The organism is Streptomyces pimonensis, assembly GCF_041380215.1.
Lineage (GTDB): Bacteria > Actinomycetota > Actinomycetes > Streptomycetales > Streptomycetaceae > Streptomyces > Streptomyces pimonensis.
Genome location: NZ_JAHWZY010000028.1, coordinates 1 through 21,597, shown reverse-complemented (window position 1 = coordinate 21,597; position 21,597 = coordinate 1). Strand labels below are relative to the sequence as shown.

At 72.1% G+C, this 21,597-nt stretch carries 23 protein-coding genes; 12 read left to right on the top strand and 11 right to left on the bottom strand.

Features of this window, described 5'->3' with window-relative positions:
- Position 1: 1 nt before the first annotated feature.
- A complete protein-coding gene (locus KYY02_RS24235) occupies positions 2-907 on the bottom strand; it encodes a helix-turn-helix domain-containing protein (protein WP_371241288.1) in 906 nt (301 codons plus the stop codon).
- A gap of 207 nt (positions 908-1,114) precedes the next feature.
- On the opposite strand from KYY02_RS24235, the gene KYY02_RS24230 reads away from it, so the two are divergent.
- From KYY02_RS24230 to KYY02_RS24210, 5 genes are read left to right on the top strand one after another with little or no spacing between them, the layout of a single operon-like run.
- Positions 1,115-1,675 carry a quercetin 2,3-dioxygenase gene (locus KYY02_RS24230; RefSeq protein WP_371241286.1) on the top strand — a complete coding sequence of 187 codons (561 nt, stop codon included), beginning with the start codon at positions 1,115-1,117 and terminating at the stop codon, positions 1,673-1,675.
- Positions 1,676-1,682: 7 nt separating this feature from the next.
- On the top strand, positions 1,683-1,829 hold the full coding sequence (locus tag KYY02_RS24225) for a DUF1427 family protein (protein ID WP_371241284.1): 147 nt from the start codon (positions 1,683-1,685) through the stop codon (positions 1,827-1,829).
- On the top strand, positions 1,826-2,074 hold the full coding sequence (locus KYY02_RS24220) for a DUF1427 family protein (RefSeq protein WP_371241282.1): 249 nt from the start codon (positions 1,826-1,828) through the stop codon (positions 2,072-2,074). The genes KYY02_RS24225 and KYY02_RS24220 overlap by 4 nt, the downstream gene beginning before the upstream one ends.
- A complete protein-coding gene (locus tag KYY02_RS24215) occupies positions 2,064-3,029 on the top strand; it encodes an amidohydrolase family protein (protein ID WP_371241280.1) in 966 nt (321 codons plus the stop codon). The genes KYY02_RS24220 and KYY02_RS24215 overlap by 11 nt, the downstream gene beginning before the upstream one ends.
- 15 nt (positions 3,030-3,044) lie before the next feature.
- The gene (locus KYY02_RS24210; protein WP_371241278.1) at positions 3,045-3,944 is read left to right on the top strand and encodes an alpha/beta fold hydrolase; all 900 of its coding nucleotides are present in this window, start codon (positions 3,045-3,047) and stop codon (positions 3,942-3,944) included.
- 13 nt (positions 3,945-3,957) lie between these two features.
- On the opposite strand, the gene KYY02_RS24205 is transcribed toward KYY02_RS24210, so the two are convergent.
- The gene (locus KYY02_RS24205; RefSeq protein ID WP_371241276.1) at positions 3,958-4,152 is read right to left on the bottom strand and encodes a hypothetical protein; all 195 of its coding nucleotides are present in this window, start codon (positions 4,150-4,152) and stop codon (positions 3,958-3,960) included.
- Positions 4,153-4,302: 150 nt separating this feature from the next.
- On the opposite strand from KYY02_RS24205, the gene KYY02_RS24200 reads away from it, so the two are divergent.
- From KYY02_RS24200 to KYY02_RS24190, 3 genes are all read left to right on the top strand, one after another.
- A complete protein-coding gene (locus tag KYY02_RS24200; RefSeq protein WP_371241274.1) occupies positions 4,303-6,222 on the top strand; it encodes an ABC transporter ATP-binding protein in 1,920 nt (639 codons plus the stop codon).
- A 246-nt stretch (positions 6,223-6,468) separates the two neighbouring features.
- Positions 6,469-7,386, top strand: coding sequence for a helix-turn-helix transcriptional regulator (locus KYY02_RS24195; RefSeq protein ID WP_371241272.1), 918 nt, complete (start codon positions 6,469-6,471; stop codon positions 7,384-7,386).
- 526 nt (positions 7,387-7,912) lie between these two features.
- Positions 7,913-8,650 carry a hypothetical protein gene (locus tag KYY02_RS24190; RefSeq protein ID WP_371241270.1) on the top strand — a complete coding sequence of 246 codons (738 nt, stop codon included), beginning with the start codon at positions 7,913-7,915 and terminating at the stop codon, positions 8,648-8,650.
- A gap of 60 nt (positions 8,651-8,710) precedes the next feature.
- On the opposite strand, the gene KYY02_RS24185 is transcribed toward KYY02_RS24190, so the two are convergent.
- Both KYY02_RS24185 and KYY02_RS24180 read right to left on the bottom strand, forming a co-directional pair.
- Entirely contained in the window at positions 8,711-9,793 is a 1,083-nt protein-coding gene (locus tag KYY02_RS24185) for a methyltransferase (protein WP_371241268.1), read from the bottom strand.
- A gap of 130 nt (positions 9,794-9,923) precedes the next feature.
- The gene (locus KYY02_RS24180; RefSeq protein ID WP_371241266.1) at positions 9,924-10,334 is read right to left on the bottom strand and encodes a nuclear transport factor 2 family protein; all 411 of its coding nucleotides are present in this window, start codon (positions 10,332-10,334) and stop codon (positions 9,924-9,926) included.
- Positions 10,335-10,625: 291 nt separating this feature from the next.
- Here KYY02_RS24180 and KYY02_RS24175 point away from each other — a divergent pair, with 291 nt between their 5' ends.
- Positions 10,626-12,158, top strand: coding sequence for an HD domain-containing phosphohydrolase (locus KYY02_RS24175; RefSeq protein ID WP_371241264.1), 1,533 nt, complete (start codon positions 10,626-10,628; stop codon positions 12,156-12,158).
- A 68-nt stretch (positions 12,159-12,226) separates the two neighbouring features.
- On the opposite strand, the gene KYY02_RS24170 is transcribed toward KYY02_RS24175, so the two are convergent.
- Positions 12,227-12,796, bottom strand: coding sequence for a DUF6328 family protein (locus tag KYY02_RS24170; RefSeq protein WP_371241262.1), 570 nt, complete (start codon positions 12,794-12,796; stop codon positions 12,227-12,229).
- A gap of 276 nt (positions 12,797-13,072) precedes the next feature.
- Complete coding sequence (locus tag KYY02_RS24165; protein WP_371241260.1) at positions 13,073-13,381, bottom strand: hypothetical protein; 309 nt, start codon at positions 13,379-13,381, stop codon at positions 13,073-13,075.
- 224 nt (positions 13,382-13,605) lie between these two features.
- On the opposite strand from KYY02_RS24165, the gene KYY02_RS24160 reads away from it, so the two are divergent.
- Positions 13,606-13,851, top strand: a complete 246-nt coding sequence (locus KYY02_RS24160; RefSeq protein WP_371241258.1) for a hypothetical protein — start codon at positions 13,606-13,608, stop codon at positions 13,849-13,851.
- Positions 13,852-13,907: 56 nt separating this feature from the next.
- On the opposite strand, the gene KYY02_RS24155 is transcribed toward KYY02_RS24160, so the two are convergent.
- The 3 genes from KYY02_RS24155 to KYY02_RS24145 form a co-directional block, all read right to left on the bottom strand.
- On the bottom strand, positions 13,908-14,678 hold the full coding sequence (locus KYY02_RS24155) for an ANTAR domain-containing protein (RefSeq protein ID WP_371241256.1): 771 nt from the start codon (positions 14,676-14,678) through the stop codon (positions 13,908-13,910).
- Between the two features lie 359 nt (positions 14,679-15,037).
- Complete coding sequence (locus KYY02_RS24150; protein ID WP_371241423.1) at positions 15,038-15,727, bottom strand: response regulator; 690 nt, start codon at positions 15,725-15,727, stop codon at positions 15,038-15,040.
- A gap of 512 nt (positions 15,728-16,239) precedes the next feature.
- Positions 16,240-16,665 carry an OsmC family protein gene (locus tag KYY02_RS24145; protein ID WP_371241255.1) on the bottom strand — a complete coding sequence of 142 codons (426 nt, stop codon included), beginning with the start codon at positions 16,663-16,665 and terminating at the stop codon, positions 16,240-16,242.
- A 915-nt stretch (positions 16,666-17,580) separates the two neighbouring features.
- Between KYY02_RS24145 and KYY02_RS24140 the strand changes: the two genes are divergently transcribed.
- Both KYY02_RS24140 and KYY02_RS24135 read left to right on the top strand, forming a co-directional pair.
- Positions 17,581-17,943, top strand: a complete 363-nt coding sequence (locus KYY02_RS24140) for a hypothetical protein (protein WP_371241253.1) — start codon at positions 17,581-17,583, stop codon at positions 17,941-17,943.
- Positions 17,940-18,599, top strand: a complete 660-nt coding sequence (locus KYY02_RS24135) for a nucleotidyl transferase AbiEii/AbiGii toxin family protein (protein ID WP_371241251.1) — start codon at positions 17,940-17,942, stop codon at positions 18,597-18,599. The genes KYY02_RS24140 and KYY02_RS24135 overlap by 4 nt, the downstream gene beginning before the upstream one ends.
- Positions 18,600-19,626: 1,027 nt before the next feature.
- On the opposite strand, the gene KYY02_RS24130 is transcribed toward KYY02_RS24135, so the two are convergent.
- Together KYY02_RS24130 and KYY02_RS24125 are read right to left on the bottom strand one after the other, a co-directional pair.
- Entirely contained in the window at positions 19,627-21,147 is a 1,521-nt protein-coding gene (locus tag KYY02_RS24130; RefSeq protein ID WP_371241249.1) for an ISKra4 family transposase, read from the bottom strand.
- A 73-nt stretch (positions 21,148-21,220) separates the two neighbouring features.
- The coding region (locus KYY02_RS24125; protein ID WP_371241247.1) for a hypothetical protein at positions 21,221-21,597 on the bottom strand (377 nt) is incomplete at its 5' end.

Below are 21,597 nucleotides of genomic sequence, written 5' to 3'. Positions count from 1 at the left end.
CTCAGGGCCTCGTCAGCGACCGGAACCCGGTCGGCGTCATGCCGGTGTGCTGACGGAAGAAGGCGCTGAAGACCGTCGGGTAGGTGAACCCGATGTGCTCGCTGATGGCGGCGGGCGACAGCGAGCTGTGGATCAGCAGACGCTTGGCCTCCAGCAGCACCCGGTCGTCGATGTAGCGCTTGGCGCCGCAGCCGAGGGCCGCCCGGGTGGCACGGGTCAGGGTGCGCGGACTGTAGCCGAGCCGGGCGGCGTAGTCCTCGACCCGGTGGGTCCGGCGGAAGCCCTCCTCGACGGCCTCACGGAACCGCCGGAACGGTTCGCCGCCGCCGTCGCGCCCCTGCCGCCGAGGGGCGGCGAGGTGGACGAGCCGGACGAGGACCACCGACAGCAGGTTCCGCATCGTCTCGACGTACGCCTCCAGCGACAGGTCGGACAGCGCGGCGTGCTCCTCGACCAGGGCGTCCAGGAGCCGCAGCAGGGCCGCCTGCCGCGGCTCGTCCGGCGTGACGAGGCGGTGCGGGACGTGCGCCCCGTCCCGGATGAGCGCGTCCGTCGCGGCGCTGGGGAAGCCCGTCGGGAAGACCAGGACGGTGGCGTCGCAGCCCCGGTGCCCGTCGGGGAGCTGGAGCACCTGCCCGGGCCACACCCACAGCCAGTCACCCGCAGTGAGGAGGTACGGGGTGAAGTCCACCGAACACCCCAGCCGCCCGCCGCGGGCCGCGACGACCACGTGGAAGGCCGGACGTCCGGGCACCGTGAGGGGCAGCCCCCGCTCCTCGGCGCGGGCGGCGAGTCCCGGCAGGTCGAGGACCTCCAGGCCCGGCGGCCTGCCGGGCGTCGGACGGTACGACAGGGCCGGGACACCGGCCGGACCGCGGCCCGCGGAGAACTGTCCGTTTTCCTTCATCGTGTGCCCGAGTGTACGCAGGGCCGCCCCTCCTCCCCGGTCTAGCTTGAAGGGGACGAGCCGCGACGGGCGCGGGGAGGCCCCGACGCCTCGGCCGAGTCCCTTTTTCTTCTTCCTCCGACCTCCACGACCTCCACGACCTCCACGTCTTCTCCGTCTTCTTCGACTTCTCCGTCCTGTCCGTCTTCTCCGTCAGGAAGGGCCACCATGACCATCGAGTTCGCCACCCGCTACCGCGAGCGCTCCCACATCCCGCCCGAGCCGGGCAAGCCGTACTTCATCGAGAAGGGCAAGGGCGACCGCGCCCACCTGTTCACCGACCTGTTCACCGTCTACGCCGGCGGCGAGCAGACCGAGAACACCTTCAACTTCTTCACCTGCGAGGGACCGAAGGGCGACACCATCCCCGCCCACTCCCACCCGGACACCTACGAGGTCTTCTACATCACCGACGGCGCGGTACGGCTGTTCGTCGAGGACCTCGAGGGCGAGCAGCACGAGAGGCTGCTCACCGCGGGCGACTTCGGGTTCGTGCCCAAGAACTGCCCGCACGCCTACCGCATCGAACGCCACCACAGCCGGATCGTCGGCGTGGCGGCGGGACCGGGCGGCACCTTCGAGCGGTTCTTCGAGAACCTCGGCACCCCGACCGAGGAACTCGGCCTGCCCCAGCGGCCGTTCGTGCCCGAGCCGCACAAGTTCGGCACCGTGCCGCAGCGGTACGACGTGAACTTCCTGCCCGATCACCAGTGGCGCACCGGAAGCTGAGCGGTCCATGCCGTACCTCGAGGCACTGATCGCCGGAGCGCTGGTCGGCGTGGCCTACGTGCTGGTGCGGGTCGAGTCGCCCGCACCGCCCCCCGTCGCGCTGGCCGGACTGCTGGGCATGCTGCTGGGCCAGGCAGTGCTGGAGACCCTGTGAGCGCCGCCGGGGCCACGCGCGGCTTCCTCCGCAAGGCCTGTCTCTCCTTCGCCGCCGGCCTGCTCATGGGGGCGCTGTACTGGGCGATGGACCTCACCTCGCCCGCCCCGCCCCTCCTCGGCCTGACCGGGCTGGCCGGCATCGTGCTCGGCGAACGCGCCGCCACCGCCGTACGCCACCGCCTGATCCGGCGTCGTCCCGCTCCTCCGTCCGCCACAGAAGAAGGAACCCCCCGTGTCCCCTGACACCCCCGGATACCTCGACGTCCACGCCCACTTCCTCACCGACTCCTACGTCCGCCGGGCCCGTGAGGCCGGACACGAGCTCCCCGACGGGGTCCCCGCCTGGCCCACCTGGTCGGCGGCCGCGCACCTGGAGCTGATGGACCGCTGCGGCATCGAGACGTCGATGCTGTCGATCTCCTCGCCGGGCGTCCACTTCGGCGACGACACCGCCGCCCGCCGCCTGGCCCGTGAGGTCAACGAGGCCGGCGCCGGGACCGTACGCGACCACCCGGGCCGCTTCGGCCTCTTCGCCTCGCTGCCGCTCCCGGACGTCGACGGCGCCCTGGAGGAGATCGCGTACGCCCACGACACCCTGCACGCCGACGGGGTGGTCCTGGAGACCAACACCCACGGCACCTACCTCGGCGACCCGGACCTGGAGCCCGTGTGGGCCGAGCTCGACCGGCGCCGCGCCGTCGTCTTCCTGCACCCGACGTCCCCGGTGTGCTGGGAGCGGTCCGCCCTCGGCCGCCCCCGCCCGATGATCGAGTTCATCTTCGACACCGCCCGCACCGTCACCGACCTCCTCATGGCCGGAACGCTGGACCGGTACCGCGACCTCACGGTGATCGTGCCGCACTGCGGGGGCGCCCTGCCGGTGCTGGCCGACCGCATCGACGGTTTCATGAGGATGTTCATGCCCGAGGGAACCGAGGCCCCCGGCGCCGTCGAACAGCTCCGCCGCCTCCACTACGACCTCGCGGGACCCGCGCTGCCCCGCCAACTCCCCGCCCTGCTCGGCCTCGTCGGATCCGACCGGCTCCTGTACGGCAGCGACCACTGCTGGACCCCTGCCGCCGGGGTGGAGGCCCACGTCGCCGGCCTGGACGCCGCCCCGGCCCCCGACGGCGCGGCCGGCTGGCGCGAGCTCACCACCGCCAACGCCCGCCGCATCCTGCCCCGTACGGCCCGCTGACGTAAGGCACCCACGGTGACGTTCCCCTTCCACCTGCTGGCCCCGCCCGACCCGGCCGCGCTGCCCCTGCCGCACCCCGCGCACCCCGCCGACGGCGTACGGCTGCTGCGCGGCGCCGTCTACTCCGTCCCCGAGGGCAGCCGCCCGCTGACCGTCGACCTGTGGCTGCCGCAGGACACTGCCGGCCCCGCCCCGGTGGTGGTCTTCGTGCACGGCGGCGCCTGGCGCACGGGCCTGCGCGACGACCTCGGCCCCCGCTTCCGCCACTGGGACCCCGGCCCCTTCGCCCGGCTCGCCCGGGCCGGGTTCGCCGTCGCCTGCCCCGACTACCGCCTCAGCGGCGAGGCGCCCCACCCCGCCCAGAGCGACGACCTGGCCGCCTGCCTGGACTGGCTGCGCGCCCGCGCCGCCGACCTCGGCGTGGACACCGGGCGGACCGTCCTGTGGGGCGAGTCGGCCGGCGGACACCTCGCCGCCCTGACCGCCCTCACCCGGCCCGCCGGCGGCGTCTCCGGCTGCGTCACCTGGTACGCCCCCACCGACCTGCCCGCACTCGCCGAGGACCACCCCGAGGGCGCCTACGACGCCCATGATCCGGCCACCTTCGAGGCCCTGATGCTCGGAGGCGCCCCGGCGGAGCGGACCGGAACGGCTCGTGACGCCAGCCCGGTCACCCACGCCGGCCCCCAGGCGCCGCCCTTCCTGATCCTGCACGGCACCGACGACGCCCTCGTCCCCGCCCGGCAGTCCGTCCGTCTCGCCGAAGCCCTGCGGGCGGCGGGCCACCATCCCGACCTGCGGCTCCTCGGCGGCGGCAACCACCTCTGGGTGGGCCTGACCGACGCGGACGCCGAGGACTGCTTCACCCGCACCGTGGACTTCGCCCGCCGCTGCACGGGGGGCGACCGGAGCTGAGCCGGGGGAGCGGTCACCCGGCGGCGGCCGGGCGCCGCCGCCACAGCTCCTCCTGGACGTCCTCCGGGCGGGTCAGGAAGACCCACAGGCGGCCCGAGAGGTCCTTCGGGACGGCGGTGCGGTCACCGTGGAACATGCCGGTCGGCGGCCGGAGGATCCCGGCGCCGGGATCCTCCGGCCGCTCGGCCGGGCCGTCGACGTCCGGCACGAGGGAGGCGCCCCGCCGAGGGCGGCCGGGTGCCGCGGCCCACCCGGCTGCTCCGCTCCCGGTGTCCGGTTGTCGCCCGTAGGTGGTAAATGCCTGGACCGGCGCCCTCGTTCGACGGAAGACTTCCGAGTGCCGACCTCCGGGAGTGTGATGGCGACAACAGACACGCGGGCGCAGGCGCCGGGCAGGAGCGCGGTCGTTCTCGCGCTGCGCCTCTACGGCCGGGAACTGTCACGACTACGACGGCTGGCCCTGCCCGCGCTGCTGCTGCCGGCCGTGGGCAACATCGGCATCCGCTACGTCGCCCCCCTGCTGGTCGCGAAACTGGCGGGGCAGGCCGCCGAGGAGAGTGGTCTCGCCCTCGCCCCGGCGCTGCCCTACGTGCTGGGCTTCGGCGCGGCGCTGCTGCTCGCCGAGGCCGTGTGGCGGATCGGGCAGCACTGTCTGAACCGCGTGGGGGCCCTCGGCATGGAGCACCTGTACGTGCTCGGCATGGACGAACTCCTCGCCAAGGACGCCGCGTTCTTCCACGACAACTTCTCCGGCTCCCTGACCAAAAGGGTGCTGAGCTTCGGCAGGCGCTTCGAGGACTTCGTCGACACGGTGACGTACCGGATCGTGGGCAGCCTCGTGCCGCTGGTGTTCGGCGCCGTCGTGCTCTGGCACTACGAACCGCTGCTCGTCGCCGGTCTCCTCCTGATGATCGCGCTGACCGTGGCGGGCGCCGCACCTCTCATCCGTCGCCGTCAGGCGCTCGTCCACGACCGTGAGGCGGCGATCGCCCGGGTCTCCGGCCACGTCGCCGACAGCCTCACGAACATGGAGACCATCCGGGCGTTCGCGGCCGAGCGGCGGGAGGCCGACGAACACCGCAGCCGGGTCGCGGACTCCCGGCGCCTGACGTTGAAGTCGTGGGACTACGGCAACCTGCGCGTCGACACCCTGGTCGCCCCCATGTCCGTGCTGACCAACGTGCTGGGCCTGTTGGTCGCCGTCGCCTTCGGCGGCCCGGGCCAGGGAGTGGAGGAGATCGTCGTCGCCTTCACCTACTACTCCAACGCGACCCAGATCATGTTCGAGTTCAACCAGATCTACCGGCGTCTGGAGAGTTCGATGACCGAGGCCGCACAGTTCACGGAGCTGCTGATGGACCCGCCCACCGTGCTCGATCCGACGGAACCCGAACGGCTCGCGCCGCAGGACACCGGCGTCCGGTTCGAGGCGGTGACCTTCGCGCACGCGAACGCGAAGCCGATCTTCCAGGGTCTCGACCTGGACGTGCCCGGCGGCGCGCGGATCGGCCTGGTCGGCAGGTCCGGCGGCGGCAAGACCACCCTCACCCGGCTCCTGCTGCGGATGTCGGACATCGACGGCGGACGCATCCTGATCGGCGGTCAGGACATCAGCCGGTTGCGCCAGGCCGACCTGCGCTCACTGATCGCCTACGTTCCGCAGGAGCCCGCGATGTTCCACCGCAGCCTGCGGGACAACATCGCCTTCGCCCGGCCCGGCGCCACCGACGCGGAGATCCACGCGGCGGCCGAGGCCGCACACGTCACGGAGTTCGCCGAGCAGCTCCCCGAGGGCTTCGCCACCCTGGTGGGGGAGAGGGGGGTGAAGCTGTCGGGCGGCCAGCGCCAAAGGGTCGCCCTCGCCAGGGCGGTCCTTCGCGACGCCCCGATCCTGCTGCTCGACGAGGCGACCAGCGCGCTGGACTCGGAGAGCGAGATCCTCGTCCAGGACGCCCTGTGGCGGTTGATGGACGGACGTACGGCCCTCGTCGTCGCCCACCGCCTGAGCACCGTCGCCGGCATGGACCGGCTCGTCGTCCTCGACCGGGGACGCGTCGTCGAGCAGGGCACCCACGGTGAACTGCTCGCCACGGGCGGCGCCTATGCCAAGTTGTGGCGGCACCAGTCGGGCGGCTTCCTCGGTGAGAGCGCCGGCCCGGCCCCCGGCGACGATCCACCGGCAGCCGGTCTCGCCGGGCTGCCAGGACCACCCGAACCGGCGCCGGACCGGGGTCGGAAGGCGACGCCGCGGGCCCGCACGAGCCCCGGGTCCGTATGAGCCGCGGGTCAGCACGAGCCTGGGTTCGTATGAGCCGTGGACCCACATGGGCGGGCCGGTACCCGGCTGTGCGCAGCGGTGGCGGTGCCGGCGGGGCAGGACGACGGAGTGCTCCACGGGGCGAACACGACACCTCCCCGGCAGGGCGAGGAGACGCGCGTGGCGACGGCGCGGCCGGCTTCGTGGGTGCACCTCACCCACCCTTCAGGATGGTGGGCGGCCGCCGGTCTGCTTAGCGTGGTCCGTATGGAAAGCGACGAACGTTCCGGCCCGCACACCTCGCTCAAGGACTTCCTGCGCGCCCGGCGTGCCCGGTTGCTGCCCGAGGACGTCGGACTGCCCACCTCCGGACGGCGACGCGTGCCCGGACTGCGCCGCGAGGAGGTGGCGCTGCTCGCGGGAATGAGCACCGACTACTACATGCGCATCGAGCAGGGCCGCGAACGAAGGCCGTCGGCCCAGGTGGTGGAGGCACTCGTGAGGGCACTGGACCTCGACGAGGAGTCCGCGGAGCACCTGCGCCGGCTGGCACGCCCCACCGGACAGTCGGTGAGGCGCACCCGGCGCGCCGAGCGGGCCGATCCGCACCTGCGGCGCCTCCTCGGACGCTGGGACGACCTCCCCGCCTTCGTCCTCGGGCGCTCCCTCGACGTCCTCGCGGGCAATCACCTGGCCGACGCCCTGCACAGGAACTTCGTCCTCCGCGGCAACCTCGCGCACATGGTCTTCCTCGACCCCGGTGCCCGCCGCTTCTACCGGCAGTGGGACCGGACGGCCGACATGGTCGTCGCGGAACTGCGCAGGGCCACGGGCGTGGATCCCGACGACCCGCGCCTGAAGGAGGTGGTCGGCGAGCTGTCCGTCAAGAACCCGGCCTTCCGTGAACTCTGGGCCCGGCACCACGTGCACGGCAAGACCGGCGGCGCCAAACTGCTCCACCACACCGACGTGGGCGATCTCGACCTGCACTACGAGAGCTTCACCGTCAACCGGGCGCCCGGGCAGCAGCTCGTCATCTATCAGGCCGATCCGGGCAGCCGGTCCCATGACGCCCTGAAGCTGCTGGGAACGCTGGACGCCGCCCCCCTCCAGCCCGACCGGCCGTCCGTACCCGTCCCGTCCCACTCCCGGCCGACCGGAGGAAGGGACGCACACGACGAGTGATTCCTCGCCGCACCCGCGGCCCTGCGGCGGATCACGGGCTCCGGTTCCGCGGCGCATCCGCACCGCAACCGCACGCTCACGCGACTTCGGCGGGCGCCTCCTCGGGGCGGACACCGGAGCAGCCCCTCCGCGCGCGTCCCACCCGACCCGCCGCCACCGTCCCCGCTTCCCGGGGGACCCCACCGTACGCAGAACAGGTTCGACCGCCGCGCCGCGCCCGCGACCCCATAGGCCGATCAGCCGATGTGGCCGGTCGCGCCCGTGCACAAGCATGTCCACAGCACCTCGCCGCGCCGTCGGCCCGTCCGGGGGCGCACCCCATACGCGGTGCCGGATTCCGGGCCGCCCCCGACGCACATCATGGAGACACGGATGACCCCCTCTGCCCGGACGGACACCGACACCGGTGCTCCGGTCCGCACGCCGTCCTGAACCACGTCCTCGTCCTCTTCGCGCGCCGTCGGCCCGTCGGTGCGCCGAGGGTCCGCAGACGTCCCGTCCCACCGTCGTCACCTGGTCGTTCGCCATGTCCGAAGTCGAGACCTCGCCTCGTTTCGCGTCTTCCGTCGTTGTTCCCGGGGAGGAGGCCGCCTGTCCCGTCGACGTCGTCCTCACGCTGGACCGCGGGGAGACCTCCCGCCTGCTGCGTCGTATGCGCGGTCACCGTGTGCTGCCGGCGCTGTCGCATCCGTGGGGTTCCCCCTGGGCCTATCTCGCGTTGCTGCGCCGGCCTGACGGGATGGTCCTGCTGGACGTGCCCGATGGCGCGGTGAGGGACGAGATCGAACGGCGTGTGCGTGTGCTCAGTGGTCTCTCCTCGGTCGTCGTCCTGGCTCCCCGGTCCGTGGACGCGGCCGCGGTGCTGCGTGCGGGAGCCGTCAACGTGATGGCCAGGGACGCCCCGTCCGGGGAGCTGGCCTGCCGGATCGCAGCCGAGCGCAGGTGGCTCGAGTTCTCCGCCCCGTGCCGGGGCCCCCGGACACCGGGCCTCCCGCATCCGCTGGTCAGGCCTCGTCAGGTCTCACAGCGGGTGCTCCTCGAGATCCTGTGCGCTACCACGCGTCCGTGGTGCTGTCACGACCTGTGCCTGCTGCTCGGCACGTGCGGGGAACCCGTGAGCAGACGGGCCCTGCAGGCGCGTGTGGTGCGGCTGGGGGCACGGCTGGAACGCCACGGGATCTCCATCGGTGTCCTGCCGGGGTGGGGACGGACCGTGTACACGGGCATCCGCGGGATCACACCTCACAGAACACGGTCCCGGTAGCGCCCGGCGTCCTCGGAGCGAGGGTGCCGGGCGGTCCGGGCGGTCCGCGAGGGGCGTTCCTCAGGAGGGCGGCCCCATCACCCTGAGCGGGGTCCGGGCGGGCACCGCCTCCAGGACGGAGACCCGGGACGCGGAGGACACCGTTGCGGCCGGCGTCAGTCCGGCTCGCTCGAAGAGGTTCGCGAACTCGTCGAGGCTGCGCTCCCGTCCGGTCGACAGCGCCATCATGTTGAGGTCCATCAGCGGCTCCAGACCGGGCGTGCCCACCTCGTCGACGAGGAGTTCCATCACCAGCAGGCGGCCGCCGGGCCCGAGCGCTTCCCGGCAGTTGCGCAGAATGCGCACGCAGGCGTCGTCGTCCCAGTCGTGCAGGACGAACTTCAGCAGGTGCACGTCCCCGGACGGCACCTTCTCGAAGAAGTCACCGCCGACGAAGGCGAACCGGTCCGCGACGCCCAGAGCGGCCGCGGAGGCGTCCGCCTCGGGGCCCACGTGCGGGAGGTCGAGGACCACCCCGGTCAGTCCGGGGTGCCGTTGCATGAGCGTCTGGACGAGGTTGCCGCCGGCACCGCCGACGTCCACGACGACTTCGGCGCCCTTGAGTTCGATCACGTCCGCCAGCCGGTGGGCCAGACCACGGGTCATGGCCGTCATGGCGTTGGTGAAGACCTCGGCCTCCCCCGGGACGCCGGCGAGCCAGTCGAAGAAGGGGGTGCCGAGGGCGGTTTCCGCCTGAGGGGTCCCGGTGCGGATCGCGTCCGCCAGCCGCCCCCACGGCAGCCAGTGCGACTCGGCCCCGCCCCACAGCGCCAGATCCCGAAGGGAACCCGGGGCGTCGGTCCGCAGGGTGTCCAGCAAGGGCGTACCGGTGAACCGCTTTCCGTCCGCCGACGCGGTCAGACCGAGGGAGGCGCACGTCCGCAGGAACCGGAAGGTCGAGTCCGGGTCCAGTGACTCCGCCGCGGCCACTTCCGCAGGGGTGGCACCGGTGGCGTGCAGATGGTCGGCGATGCGCAACTCGGCGGCGGTCCGCACCACTTGGGTGACCCAGTAGCCCGTGATCATCTGGAGCATGCGCCCTGTGTCACCCACGGGCGGTTCGGCGGAACCCGCCGCGACGAAGTCGTGTTCGAACAAAGTCATGTGACGCGTCTTTCGATTCGGAGAACCCGGAGAACTCGGAGGACTCGGAGGACTCGGAGGACTCGGAGAATGAGGTGGGATCCGCCCGGGGCGGCCGTTCCCCCGTCGGCTTTCCCGCCGGGGGGCGGGTTCACATCGCGGCGACCATGGTGTGGGTGTCGAGGACGGTCTCGAAGTGCACGGGGACACCGTCCCGCAGGCGCCACACGTGCACGAAGCGCGTCCTCATCGGCTTCCCGGCCGTCAGGCTCGTGCCGCTGTAGTGGCCGAGTGCCATGACGAGGTCCCCGGCGTCCACGATCTCCTCGGGAGCGACGGTGAAGCCCTGCCACTCGGTGACGAAACGGGAGAACACGTTCTCCAGGACCTCCTCACGTCCCCGGTACGTACCCCCGTAGTGCAGACCCGGCGGGACGACCCACTCGATCCGCTCGTCGAGTCCCGCGAGCAGCGCGGTGACATCGCCCTGGGCGAGGGAGTCGTACAACGCCTCCACCACCGTGCTTCCAGCGGTGGCGTGCCGGTCCGTGCGCGTGGTCATGTGGAACCTCCATGCTGTGCTGTGTCGAGGGGCGGCTCGCAGAGCGCGACGGCCCGCCGCCGGGGCACGGAACGCGGTTCCGGGCGTGACGGCCGGGCTCGTGCCCCGCCTCCCCAGATACTCCCCGCGGACCGGCCGGCGGACATCGGCTGATCGACCTATTCCGTGGACCGGCCTCCCCCCGGGGTGTTCCCCCTCCGCACACCACGACCTCCGGCGCGCATCCCGCGCGTGAGGGGGCGGCGCGCGGACATGTCCGAGGCGCTGGGCAGGGGCGGTTACCCTGTGGCGGTGGAAGAGGTTCGGCTGGCCGAAGTGCTGGCGGCGTTGTCCCTGACGACGGACTTGGCCGCGGGAATGTCCTTCGAAAAAGGGTTGCGCACCTGTGTCGTCGCCACGGTGTTCGCCCGCGACGTCCTCGCCGGCGACCGGGAGACCTGCCGGGCGGTCTACGAGACGGCACTGCTCCGCTCGGTCGGCTGCACGTCGTTCGCTCCCGAGCTCGCGGAGATCTTCGGGGACGAGGTGGCGTTCCAGAGAGCGCTGAAGCACCTCGATCCGGGCGGCGGCGTCCCCCTGGCCGAGCAGTTGGTCCGGACCGGGGGCTGGACGCGCGCGGAGGGGCGGCGGCTGACGGACACGCTGACCGAGGTGCTGCCCACGGTCGGTGTGGAGGCGATGCGCAACGGTTGCGAGGCCGGCCAGGCACTCGGTTCGGGCCTCGGTGTGCGGTCGCAGACCCTCGCGGCGCTGAACGACGTGTACGAGCGGTGGGACGGGCGGGGAATCCCCCTCGGTATCGGGGGCGAGCGGCTGTCCTTCGCCGCCCGTGTCGTCCAGGTGGCCGAACAGGCCGTCCTGGCCCATGCGTCAGGGGGCGAGCCGGCCGCCGTCTCGGCGGTTGCCGGGCGGGCCGGAGGCCATCTCGACCCCGCACTGGCGCACGCGTTCGCGGCCGACGTGACGAGGGTGCTCGCTCCGCTCCGTGAGCCCGACGCGCTCGCGTCGGTGGTGGCCTGCGAACCGCCGCCGTACAGCACGGTGCCCGCCGAGAAGGTCCCCGACCTGTGCGCGGTCCTCGGCAGGTTCGTGGACCTCAAGGGCAAGTGGCTGATCGGACACAGCGAACACGTCGCGCAACTGGCGGAGAGCGCCGGCCGGCTGGCCGGTCTCGACGCCGACGAGGTGACCCGGCTGCGCTGCGCGGCTCTGCTGCACGACCTCGGGCGGGCCGGGATCTCCGCCGATGTGTGGGACCGTCCCGGGCCGTTGAGCACCGCCGAGACGGAGCGGGTGAGGATGCACACGTACTGGACCCAGCGAGTGCTGGAACGCGTGCCGGCTCTCGCCCCGCTGGCACCGATCGCGGCCGCGCACCACGAGCGCCTCGACGGCAGCGGCTACCACCGTGGTGTCCTGGGGGACCGCCCCCCGGTGACGGCTCTCATCCTCTCCGCCGCGGATGTGCTGGCCGCACTGACCGAACCACGGGCGCACCGGGACGCCCTCACCGTCGACGAAGCCGTCGGACGGCTGACGCGCGAGGCGGACTCCGGCGCCCTGGACCCCACCGCCTGCGACCTGGTGATCCGGGCGGCGGGCGGACGACCGGCCCGGCCCCGCCGTCCGGCCGGGCTCACGGCGCGGGAGGTCGAAGTGCTGCGACTGGCCGCCCGTGGGCTGACCAACCAGCAGATAGGGGCCGAACTGTCCATCTCCAGCCGAACCGTGGGCCATCACCTCGGCCACATCTACGACAAGACCGGACGGCGGACCCGGGCCGGGGTGGCCGTCTTCGCCATGGAGCAGCGGCTCCTGCCCTGACCGCCGCCCGTCCCGTCACGGCCGGCCGGGGCGTCCGGCGCCCGCGGCCCGGCCCGCGTTCAGGTGCGCTATGCGTCGTCGGCGACGGAACGCCGGCCGGCGCGACGTCGTAGCAGCAGCGGCAGCACGTACCAGCAGAGGCCGAACCACAGCATGACCCCGCCGACGAGCACTTCGGCGAGGACGCCGGGGACCACGACACGGAGGATCAGCAGGAGCGTGCAGCCGATGGTCAGCGCGAGGAGGACCATGCCGCACATCATCAGGCGGCCGGCGGTCCCCACCACTTCGTCCTTCATGCGCTGGCCGGACAGGAGCCGGTGGATGGAGACGGGGGCTATGAGCGTTCCCGTGGCCGCCGCGCCGAGCACCACGGTGACGACGTAGACGACGCGGTCGAACGTCTCCAGCTCCCGGAACAACGGGGTGAAGGCCACACTGAGCAGGAACCCGAAGAGGATCTGCACACCCGTCTGAGTGACCCGCGTCTCCTGCAGGATCTCGTTCCAGCGTCGATTGACCCGCTCACGCGCTGTTTCCGGCGCTTCGGTACCGGGTCCCGGACCGTGGCCGTCGTGGCGTGCGCAGCAGGCGGTGTCCTCCTCCGCCGTCCTGACCGGCTGCTCCGTCGTGGTCATCCGCATCCTCCAAGTCCCAGGCAGACCAGTTGCCCCCTCCGGTCCCTTCCATGCAGGTCATGGGCAGGTCCGGTCGCGGTGGGCGACGGAGGACGTCACGCACGGCCGACGGCTCCGCGGCACGGGGCGTCGCCCCGGCGCCGGCTCGCGGGACGACGCCGGTGGCGGGTGCCCCGGCGGGGACACTGCTTCGGACGCACGGGTGTGACCGGCGGATCCACCCCGGACTCCGGCCCGTGCGGTGCCGCCGACGGACGGGGCCTCCCGCCCGGCCGCTCACGGCCGGGGGTTCGTGCGGTGCCACCGGGGACGGGCGTCGCTGCCGCGGCGCCCTGCCACGGAGGCGCAGCGGGGACACACGCGCCGGACGCGGTCCGCAGCGCCCCCGGACTCGGGAAAGGTGTCCTGCCAGACCACATGGGAGAAGCGGATCAGTTCGGAGCGGCTCAGGGACAGCCCGCAAACGGTCTGGTTCAGGCCCGGCTCCCAGGCGTGCACCTCGCCCGCGGGCAGCCGGCGGCGACCTTCCTCCTGGTCCGTCCACTGGCCGGTGGCGGCTACGGCGTACTGCTTCACGCGGGCCATGATGTTCCCTCCTGTGCCGTCCGTAGTACCCGGACCGCCGGACACCACGCTGAACACACGCCGCCCCGGGTGTGGACCGGGCGGCGCGATGCGCGAGCGGTTCGCCGCCGGCCTGCGGCACGGGTCCCCTCCGCGGTCGGTTCGAGCCGCCGGGCGGTTTCGATCGCCGGTCGTGGGCACTCGCTGTCCGCGCCCGTGTGTCAGCCCACCGCCGGAGGCGGCAGATGATCGACGAAGCCCATGTCAGGGAACTGCGAGACGCCAGGAACGACGGCGCCGCGCTCGTGCTGCTGGAGGGCAGGGCCCAGGTGGTCGACAGTCCCTCGGGCGAGGAGGGCGGCCCGCAGGGAGCCCTTGTGGTGATCGGCAAGCGGGAACTGTCGGACCGGCTGGGTGAGGCGCCGACCGACCGCGACCTGCGCGACCTCGCACGGGTTCTCACCGACATGGTGGGCAAACTGGGCGCGTGAAGGGCTCCCGGCGACTGCCGGGAGGCGAGTCCCGCCCGCCGGTGGATCGGGCGACGTCACCACGCCGTCGGCAGCAGCGGAGCGGAGTCCCCGGCGGCCGCATGATGCACGAGTGCGGCCGCGATCTCGCGGAGTTTGACATTGGTGCGCTGGGAGATCCCGACCAGGATCTGGAAGGCGTCGTCAGGAGCGCAGTGGCGCTCGGCCTGAACGATCCCGATGGCCTGGTCGATCACCGCGCGCGACGTGAGCGCCCGGCGCAGCTGGTCGACCTCGTCCTCCAGGCGTTCCAGCCGGTCGCGTTCCCCGTCGACGCGGGCGAGGTAGCGGACGAACCGGCTCTGCGCTTCGGCGTCGTGTGCCGTGGGCGTCTCGGTGCGCTCGTAGGCCCGGCGGATCCGCCGAAGCTCCATGTGGACGTCGGTCACGTCCTCCACGTGGTGCACGATCCCCACCAGAGCGCCCTCGGGGTCGAAGATCGGGCTGTTGACCGAGCTCCAGAACTTCTCCGTGAAACCGGTGGGAGAGGTCTTCCACGGTATGTCGTACTTCTGGATGCGCATGGTGTCGGGTGCGCGGTCCCGTACGACCCGCCGCAACGACGCGCCGAGTCTCGCCACGCCGTCCGCATGGGGGTCGTGCGGGTTGTCCGGGAATGCCTCGAACATGTGCATCCCCGACAGCTCGTCCTGCTGTCGTCGGGTGGCCTGCTCGTAGGCGTGATTCACGTTCTGGATCCGCAGATCGGTGTGCAGGATCACCATGGGGGCGGGCGAACTGAAGAAGGCGGCCTCGAAATCAACGGTGGGGGGTGCGGGCGTGAACATGGCACCGCTTGTACCCGTTGTCGGGATCTCGACGCCCGGCGGAGCCGGGTGCACCGTCACGTCGAGGCGTCGCCGGCCAGGACGCGGCACGGCCGGTCCCGGCCGGTCCGGGACACGCCAGGCGGTCACCGACGCCGTGGACGCCGTGTCCTGCGCCGCCGACGGTGAGACGGACACCGACTTCCCCGCCCCGTTTTCCCGCCGTCCTCTCGGCTCCCTCGTAGAGGGCCGACGCTCACGCGTCCGCTCGGACGGTGCGTCACGCACGTCGACGGTCGTGCTGCGGCCGCCGCCTCCCCGCGGCGGGGGATCCGGTCGTCCGTCGACGACGGTCCGGCTCGACGGGATTCCCCGCTCCCTCAGTGCGGTGCGGCGGCAGGATCCTCCGCCGAACCCTGCGGGCGGATCAGGCCGGACTCGTACGCGAGGATCGTCGCCTGCACCCGGTCGCGCAGCCGCAGTTTGGTGAGCAGTGCGTTGACGTGTGATTTGACCGTGCCGGTCGTCACGCCGAGCCGCACCCCGATCTCGGCGTTGGTCAGGCCGGAGGCGATCAGCAGCAGCACCTCCCGCTCGCGCGGGGTGAGCTGGGCGAGCCGTCCGGACAGCTCCGGCGGGATGGGCGCCCCGTGAGCGAACTGTCCGATGAGGCGACGGGTGACGGTCGGGGCGAGGATGCCCTCTCCGGCGGCCACCAGGCGGATCGCGGTGAGCACGTCCTCCGGCAGGGCGTCCTTGAGCATGAACCCGGAGGAACCGGCGCGCAGCGCCTCGTACACGTACATGTCGAGGTCGAAGGTGGTCAGTACGAGCACCTTCGGGTTGCTGTGCAGGGCGGTGATCAGCCGGGTGGCGGTCAGTCCGTCCATGCCGGGCATGCGGATGTCCATCAAAACCACGTCGGGGGCGGTCCGTTCGGCGAGCGAGACCGCCGTCGCGCCGTCACCGGCCTCCCCGACCACGGTCAGATCCGGTTCGGCGTCGACGACGGCGACGAATCCGGCGCGGACCACCGCCTGGTCGTCGACGACCATCACACGTACGGCGATGGCGAGACCTCCTGAGCAGGGGTTGGTGAGTTGTCGGCCGGCACGGACACCAGCAGCGTACCTGCCCGGTCCACGGCCATTTGTTCCGCCACCGATCCGACCTGGACACGCGTCCGTTCAGCGACCCGGCCCGCAGGCGGGAGCGGCCCCCGGCGCGACCGTGACGTGCGCCTGCCCGGGCCGCCGTGGCGTCGCCCGGGACGCCACGGCGGCCCGGGCCGGGCTTTGGTCGCCGTCGCCGGGTGCGCCTCCACCCCCGGTACACCGTCAGCGGCACCGGGACGGGCAGATCCTGGACGGCACGAGACAGTCCGCCGACGGTCACGGCACGACTGCCGCGCGCGGGGCCCGGCGAAGTCCCGCCGGACCGGCCGCGCCGGGAAGCGGCTGATGTTCCGCGGCGCGGAAGCCCTTCCGACGACCGCCCCGCGCACGACCGATCCCGGCCCCGGCGGTCCCAGGGCTCGGGATGCCGCACGTTCCCGCGGCATCCCGAGAGGGCTCGCCGCGGTTCAGACGAGCTTGGCCGAGAGCGTGATCGCCGTGCCCGTCAGCGCCTGGCTGACCGGGCAGTTGGCCTTGGCGTCCTCCGCTGCGGCGACGAACGCGTCGTTGTCGATCCCGGTGACGGCGCCCTCGACGGTGAGGTGGATGCCGGTGATGCCCTCGCCCGGCTGGAACGTCACATCGGCGGAGGTGACGAGCCGGGTGGGCGGGGTGCCCGCTTCCTTGAGGCCGTGCGACAGCGCCATGGAGAAGCAGCTGGAATGAGCGGCGGCCATCAGCTCCTCCGGGCTGGTCCTCCCGTCCGCCTGCTCGGCGCGCGACGGCCACGACACCGCCTGGTCACCGATGCCGGAGGAATCGAAGGTGACGACGCCGCTGCCGTTGAACAGGTCGCCTTCCCAGACGGTGTGGGCTGAGCGCTTGGTTGCCACGATGGGTCCTTTCCCTGTGCGGTCCGCCCCGTCTCCGGGGCCTCGGAACTCATCCGATCACACGCGGTTCTCGGCGCGGCGTCGCGGCGACCAGGGCGACATGACGGACTACGCGCGTTTTGCGGTCCGTTGGCGAGGACGCGCTGCCGGCCGCCGGGAGCCGCTGCTTCGCGCATCGGCTCTTCCGGCTACCGACTCGTGATTCCCTCCTGCGAACTTGATGTCTCTTCCTGTAGGGCGACGACGGACTCCAGGGAGACTAGAAAGAGGGGGACAGGGAGGGTGTGGCACCGGAGTCGACGGATGAGGGATTGCATCAGCGACTGTTTCAGGGGCGCTCCAGGGAGTCTGGCCCGATGGGGCGCCGGGCACTCCGCCGCCGACGGGACCGGCGAGGCGAGGACGGGACGACCCGTGCGAATTTCGTGACCCGCCCGCCCCGTCGACGCGGTCGATTTCCCCGGACCTCCAGCACAGAGGCACGGGAGTGGTCCGTCTCCGGCCTCCCGATGGTCGCCTTCCCGGCGGGACGGCGACCGGCGTCGCTTCGGCGGCGGGGCACGGAAGCCGGCGGCGGTCGGGGGCGGCCCCACCGAGGACGCGTTTCTGCGTGCCGTGCAGGCGAACGTCGCACATGGCCTGCCGCTCTCGCAGGCCGACCGGCGGGCCGCAGCGGCGAAGATCGTCAAGTCGCACCCCCATCTGTCGGACCGGGCGGTCGCGCGTGAACCGCCCCGGGTCTGCAGGGCAGCTGATTGCCGCGCCACCTGGGGGCCTGCGCAGGTAGGCGATGATGCGCTAAGCGCGCCCTGGTCGGGATGTCCGAGGGAAGGGCGGTCGGCCGCCCGACCCGTACGTACGACAGGGGACCCCGTATCCGCCATGCCGCCGTTTCCCAGCAGCGATACTGGATGTATGGACACGACGATCACCGACCCCCGCGCCGAGGTGCTGCGGGACCGCTACCGCAGCCGACTGCCCGAGTGCTTGCAGGAGCTGGCCGGCCCCGTCGAGGGCAACGTGGACCTGCCGCTCCACATCGTCTGGTCCGGGCGGACGAGCTACAGCCTGGACCGTCCGAAGTCCCGTATGACGCTCTACCGGACCGTCCTCGCCGAAGGACTGCGCGAGGATCTGGCGGCTCTCCTGCACCACCGGCTGCTTACCGAGCAGTGGCCCGTGCTGCGGCGCTTGATCAGTCCCTACATCCGCGAGGTCTGGGAGGACACCTTCCCCGAGCTGCTCCGCACCGCGTCGGCCGACACGACCGCCGCGTGAAGCTCACTCCGCTCCATGAGCGTCTCCTCGCCGACATCCTCGACCTCGGCTCCCCCTACCCTCTGGTCCTCACCGGCGGACACGCCGTGCAGGCCCATGGTCTGGTCGAACGCTTCAGCCGTGACCTCGACGTCGCCACCGAGAACCCCGCTCCGATGCAGGAGATCGTCGCCTCACTCACAGCAGGCCTCAGCGCGCGCGGATGGCGGACCACGCACGTCCAGACCGATCCGCTCAGCGGCCGGTTCCTCGTCACCGATCCGGGCACCGGCGAGGAGTGCGAGGTCGATGTCCTCAAGGAGGCGTTTTGGGCTCCGCCTGCCCAGACCCCCTACGGCCCCGTTCTTTCCCTCGACGACGTGATCGGCACCAAGGTCCGTGCCCTCGCCGACCGCGGCACCGTCCGCGACCTCATCGACGTCCAGGCTGCCTCCCGCCACCGCTCCACCGCCGACCTCGAATCCCTGGGCCGCCGTCGCGCCCACGACGAGTTCAGCCTCGAGGACCTCCGGGACCGGCTGATCGGCGCGGACTGGTACGAGGATGAGGACTACACCGCGTACGGGCTCGCCTCCCGGCAGATCGAAGAACTCAAGGCGTGGGCGCTGGAGTGGGCGGAGGATCTGGGGGCGCGAATTCATGACGGGAACGCCTGAGGGGCGGTCATCGCGTCCATCTCCTCTACGGTGCAACGAGGGGTGTGTCCAACGAGTGGCTCTGGCTCACATTCGGTGGTTACGGAGAGTAACGGCGGCGACGGGCGGGCCATCGGTCACAAACCCGCAGGCCTACGCACCCGCGGTCGGCCTTCCCCGGGATCGACCGATCGACCTGGCGTCTGGTCGTGAGAGTTCGACGGGGCAGGACCGGCACCCTGGCGTGATGCCGTTCGCCTCGAAGTATCGAGCTCGGAGCGCTACTCTTACTCTCCGCGCGGGAAGGGTGCTCGACGCTTACGGTCCGTCACCACCGACTACGGAACAGCCCCGCTCGTTTGACAGACCCGGTCCATCCTGCCTCCAGCTTCAACCGGCCACTGCGATGACCAGCGGTGGGCTCCTCCTCCCACTCGATCCTCGGCGCCTCGTGGCGCACGGCCGGTCTCGTCCGCCATCAACACACCCCCGTCGGAGCCGAGGTGGTCGCCCATGCAGGCGCGTAGGTCGTCACGGACCACATCAATATCCCACCGGGCATGGCGCAGCAGATGCTGCGTCGGTCCCGGCCGGACAAGAGCGGCCTGTTCGGCCAGTTGCCGGTAGTTCTTCCGCTGCCCACACGCCAACCGATGATCACGAGGTGGCCATGCCGCTTCCCGCCTGGGTCACCGCAAGAATCGCGAAACCGGACTGGAGTATGAGGTCCTCTCGGAAAGCGACTCGTCCTGCGCCCCTCATGTACCTGTTGTGTCGTCAGGTAAGTCAGCATCTGATCAGCATCAGTCCCCGGATGTTTCGAGACGGCTGTCCGAACAGGCGTCTGATCGGCTGCGCCACAACAGCCCGGTTCGCACAGAAGCGCAGGCAGGGAGCCCCCTCGCCGGAATGAACGATGTTTTTCACCATCTTCGACTCCGACGCGTGCCCGTGTAGAGTGAAGAACGCCCTTGACCTGCACAAAGCAGGCAGGGAGCCGTCTTCCAGGGGGTGCGTTGCTTCTTGAGTGATGGGTGGGTGGCTGCGGTCACGCCGCGAGGGCGAGTTGTCCCTGGTAGCGGACGGCGTGGGTGCGCAGGTGGTCGAGCTCGGTGAAGTAGCGCCAGTACCGCTCGAAGTCGCCGTTGTCGATGACGGCGCGGAGGAGGAGGACCGCCTCGGCGCCGGTCAGGCTCCACCTCGCCCCGGTGGCGTCCAGGCGGTCCTTGACGAGGAAGCGGCAACTTCCTTCGATCACTCCGGTCGCGATGGGCCAGCCCATGGCGAGGGCGAGGTGGTAGCGCAGGTAGGGCTCCTTGGCCTGCAGGTAGGCGGCGGTGCGGGCGACGGCGGGCAGTTGCTTCGCGTCATCGGGGCGGGTGCGCAGGTGCTGGCGCAGTGCGGCCACGACGCGGGGGCTGTGCCCGTCCAGCACGGTGCGGGCGGCGTCGGCGACCCAGGCCGCGCGCGCTGCGTGGCCGGGGTGGAGGTCCTCGGCGGCCCGCCACAGGTATTCGATCACATGCACGATGTCCGCGATCGTGTCGATATGGACGCCGCGGGTGGCTGCTTCCCTTGCGATGCAGTCGAGTTGGTGGCTGGCGCCGTCGGCCAGGACGATCCAGCGGCGCCGGTGGTCGGGGTCTCGCTGTTCGGCGTGGTCGAACATGGCGGTGACCATGGCCGAGGTGGAACGCTGAAGGGAGCCTTCCAGGTGCCGGCCCCGTGCGCGCGGGCCGTGGGTGCGGGCGGCGCGTTCGGCCGCGGTGGCCGGCAGGACGTCCGCACCGGTGCGGGGGACCGGATCGGCGTCGTAGACGGCGAAGACGGTCGCCATCCGCCGGCGGCCGGTGTGCTCGCGACTGGACAGCTGGGCCGGGGGCGGTTGCGGGCCGTCGGCTGCCCGTGCGGCGCGGACCACCTCCCGCAGATCGGGCGGCATCATGTTCACGCCGGTCGCGTCGCAGCTGAGCACCAGCAGCCGGTCCCCCTCACCGCCGACGGCGGGGGCGGGCAGGTCCTGCTGGTAGAAGGCGGGGATGTGGGCGGCGACGCGGCATGCGATCTCCATCAACTGCCGGGTGCCGAGCCGCTGCCCGGTGGTGCGCTCGAGGTGGGTGCCCGCCCGGCGCAGGGGTGTCTCGGCGACCTCGAGGGCGACGGCGCGCTGTAGCGGGTAGGAGTAGACCTGCCGGGGCAGGGCCAGGGCGGCGTCGCCGGGGTGCAGGTTCGCCGCCTTCGGGGCGCGGTAGGCGATCCGGGCCGCCTCCACCCGGCCCAGCGTGGTGGCCAGCAGCCGGCGGTGGCCCCGTTCGGCCCAAGGGCGCACCACCGTGTCGCTGCCGGTGACCACCTCCACGCGCACCTCGGCGGCGGCGCGGGCGTCCAGCTGGTCCTGCAGCATCTGCCGCAGCACTTCCCGCCCCGCGGCGGTGATGTAGTCCTCCAGTCCTTCGGCGGTGGCCGAGGCCATGGCCGGTGCGGACAGATGGGCGAGCATCTCCTCCATCCGGGTGCGAGTGGCGGTGAACGGGTCGGGGGCCTGGGGCGCGGACGTGTAAGGTGCCACCGGGTCTTCTTCCTTGCGTGGTCTGGCTGTTCACCCGACCAACAAGAAGGAGGCCCGTTCCCGTATCGGCAGGTCACCCGCGCGCCGCGGCATCTCCGCGCGCCAGGGTGAACAGGCCGCCCGGGGTCTGCACCACCCGCCCGGCGGCCGCGGCCTTCTTCAACTGGTGGCGCACCCGCTCCACTTCACGGGGCACCGCCTCCAGCCCGAGCCCCTCCACCACCTGCCGGCACCGCACCGGACCGGCGTACGCGGCCAGCACCCCCAGCATCCGCCCGGTGAACTCGCCAGTCCCCTCGACAGCTTGACTGCCGACGGTGCCCGACACCTCCGCTCGCGGGGCCGGGACCCGACCCCGCCCCGACCCGGCCTCGCCGTGCGCCGCCGGGAGCTCGCCCACCACCTGGCACGCCGTCGCCACCCGGGCCAGCTCCTGCTCGCACACCACCA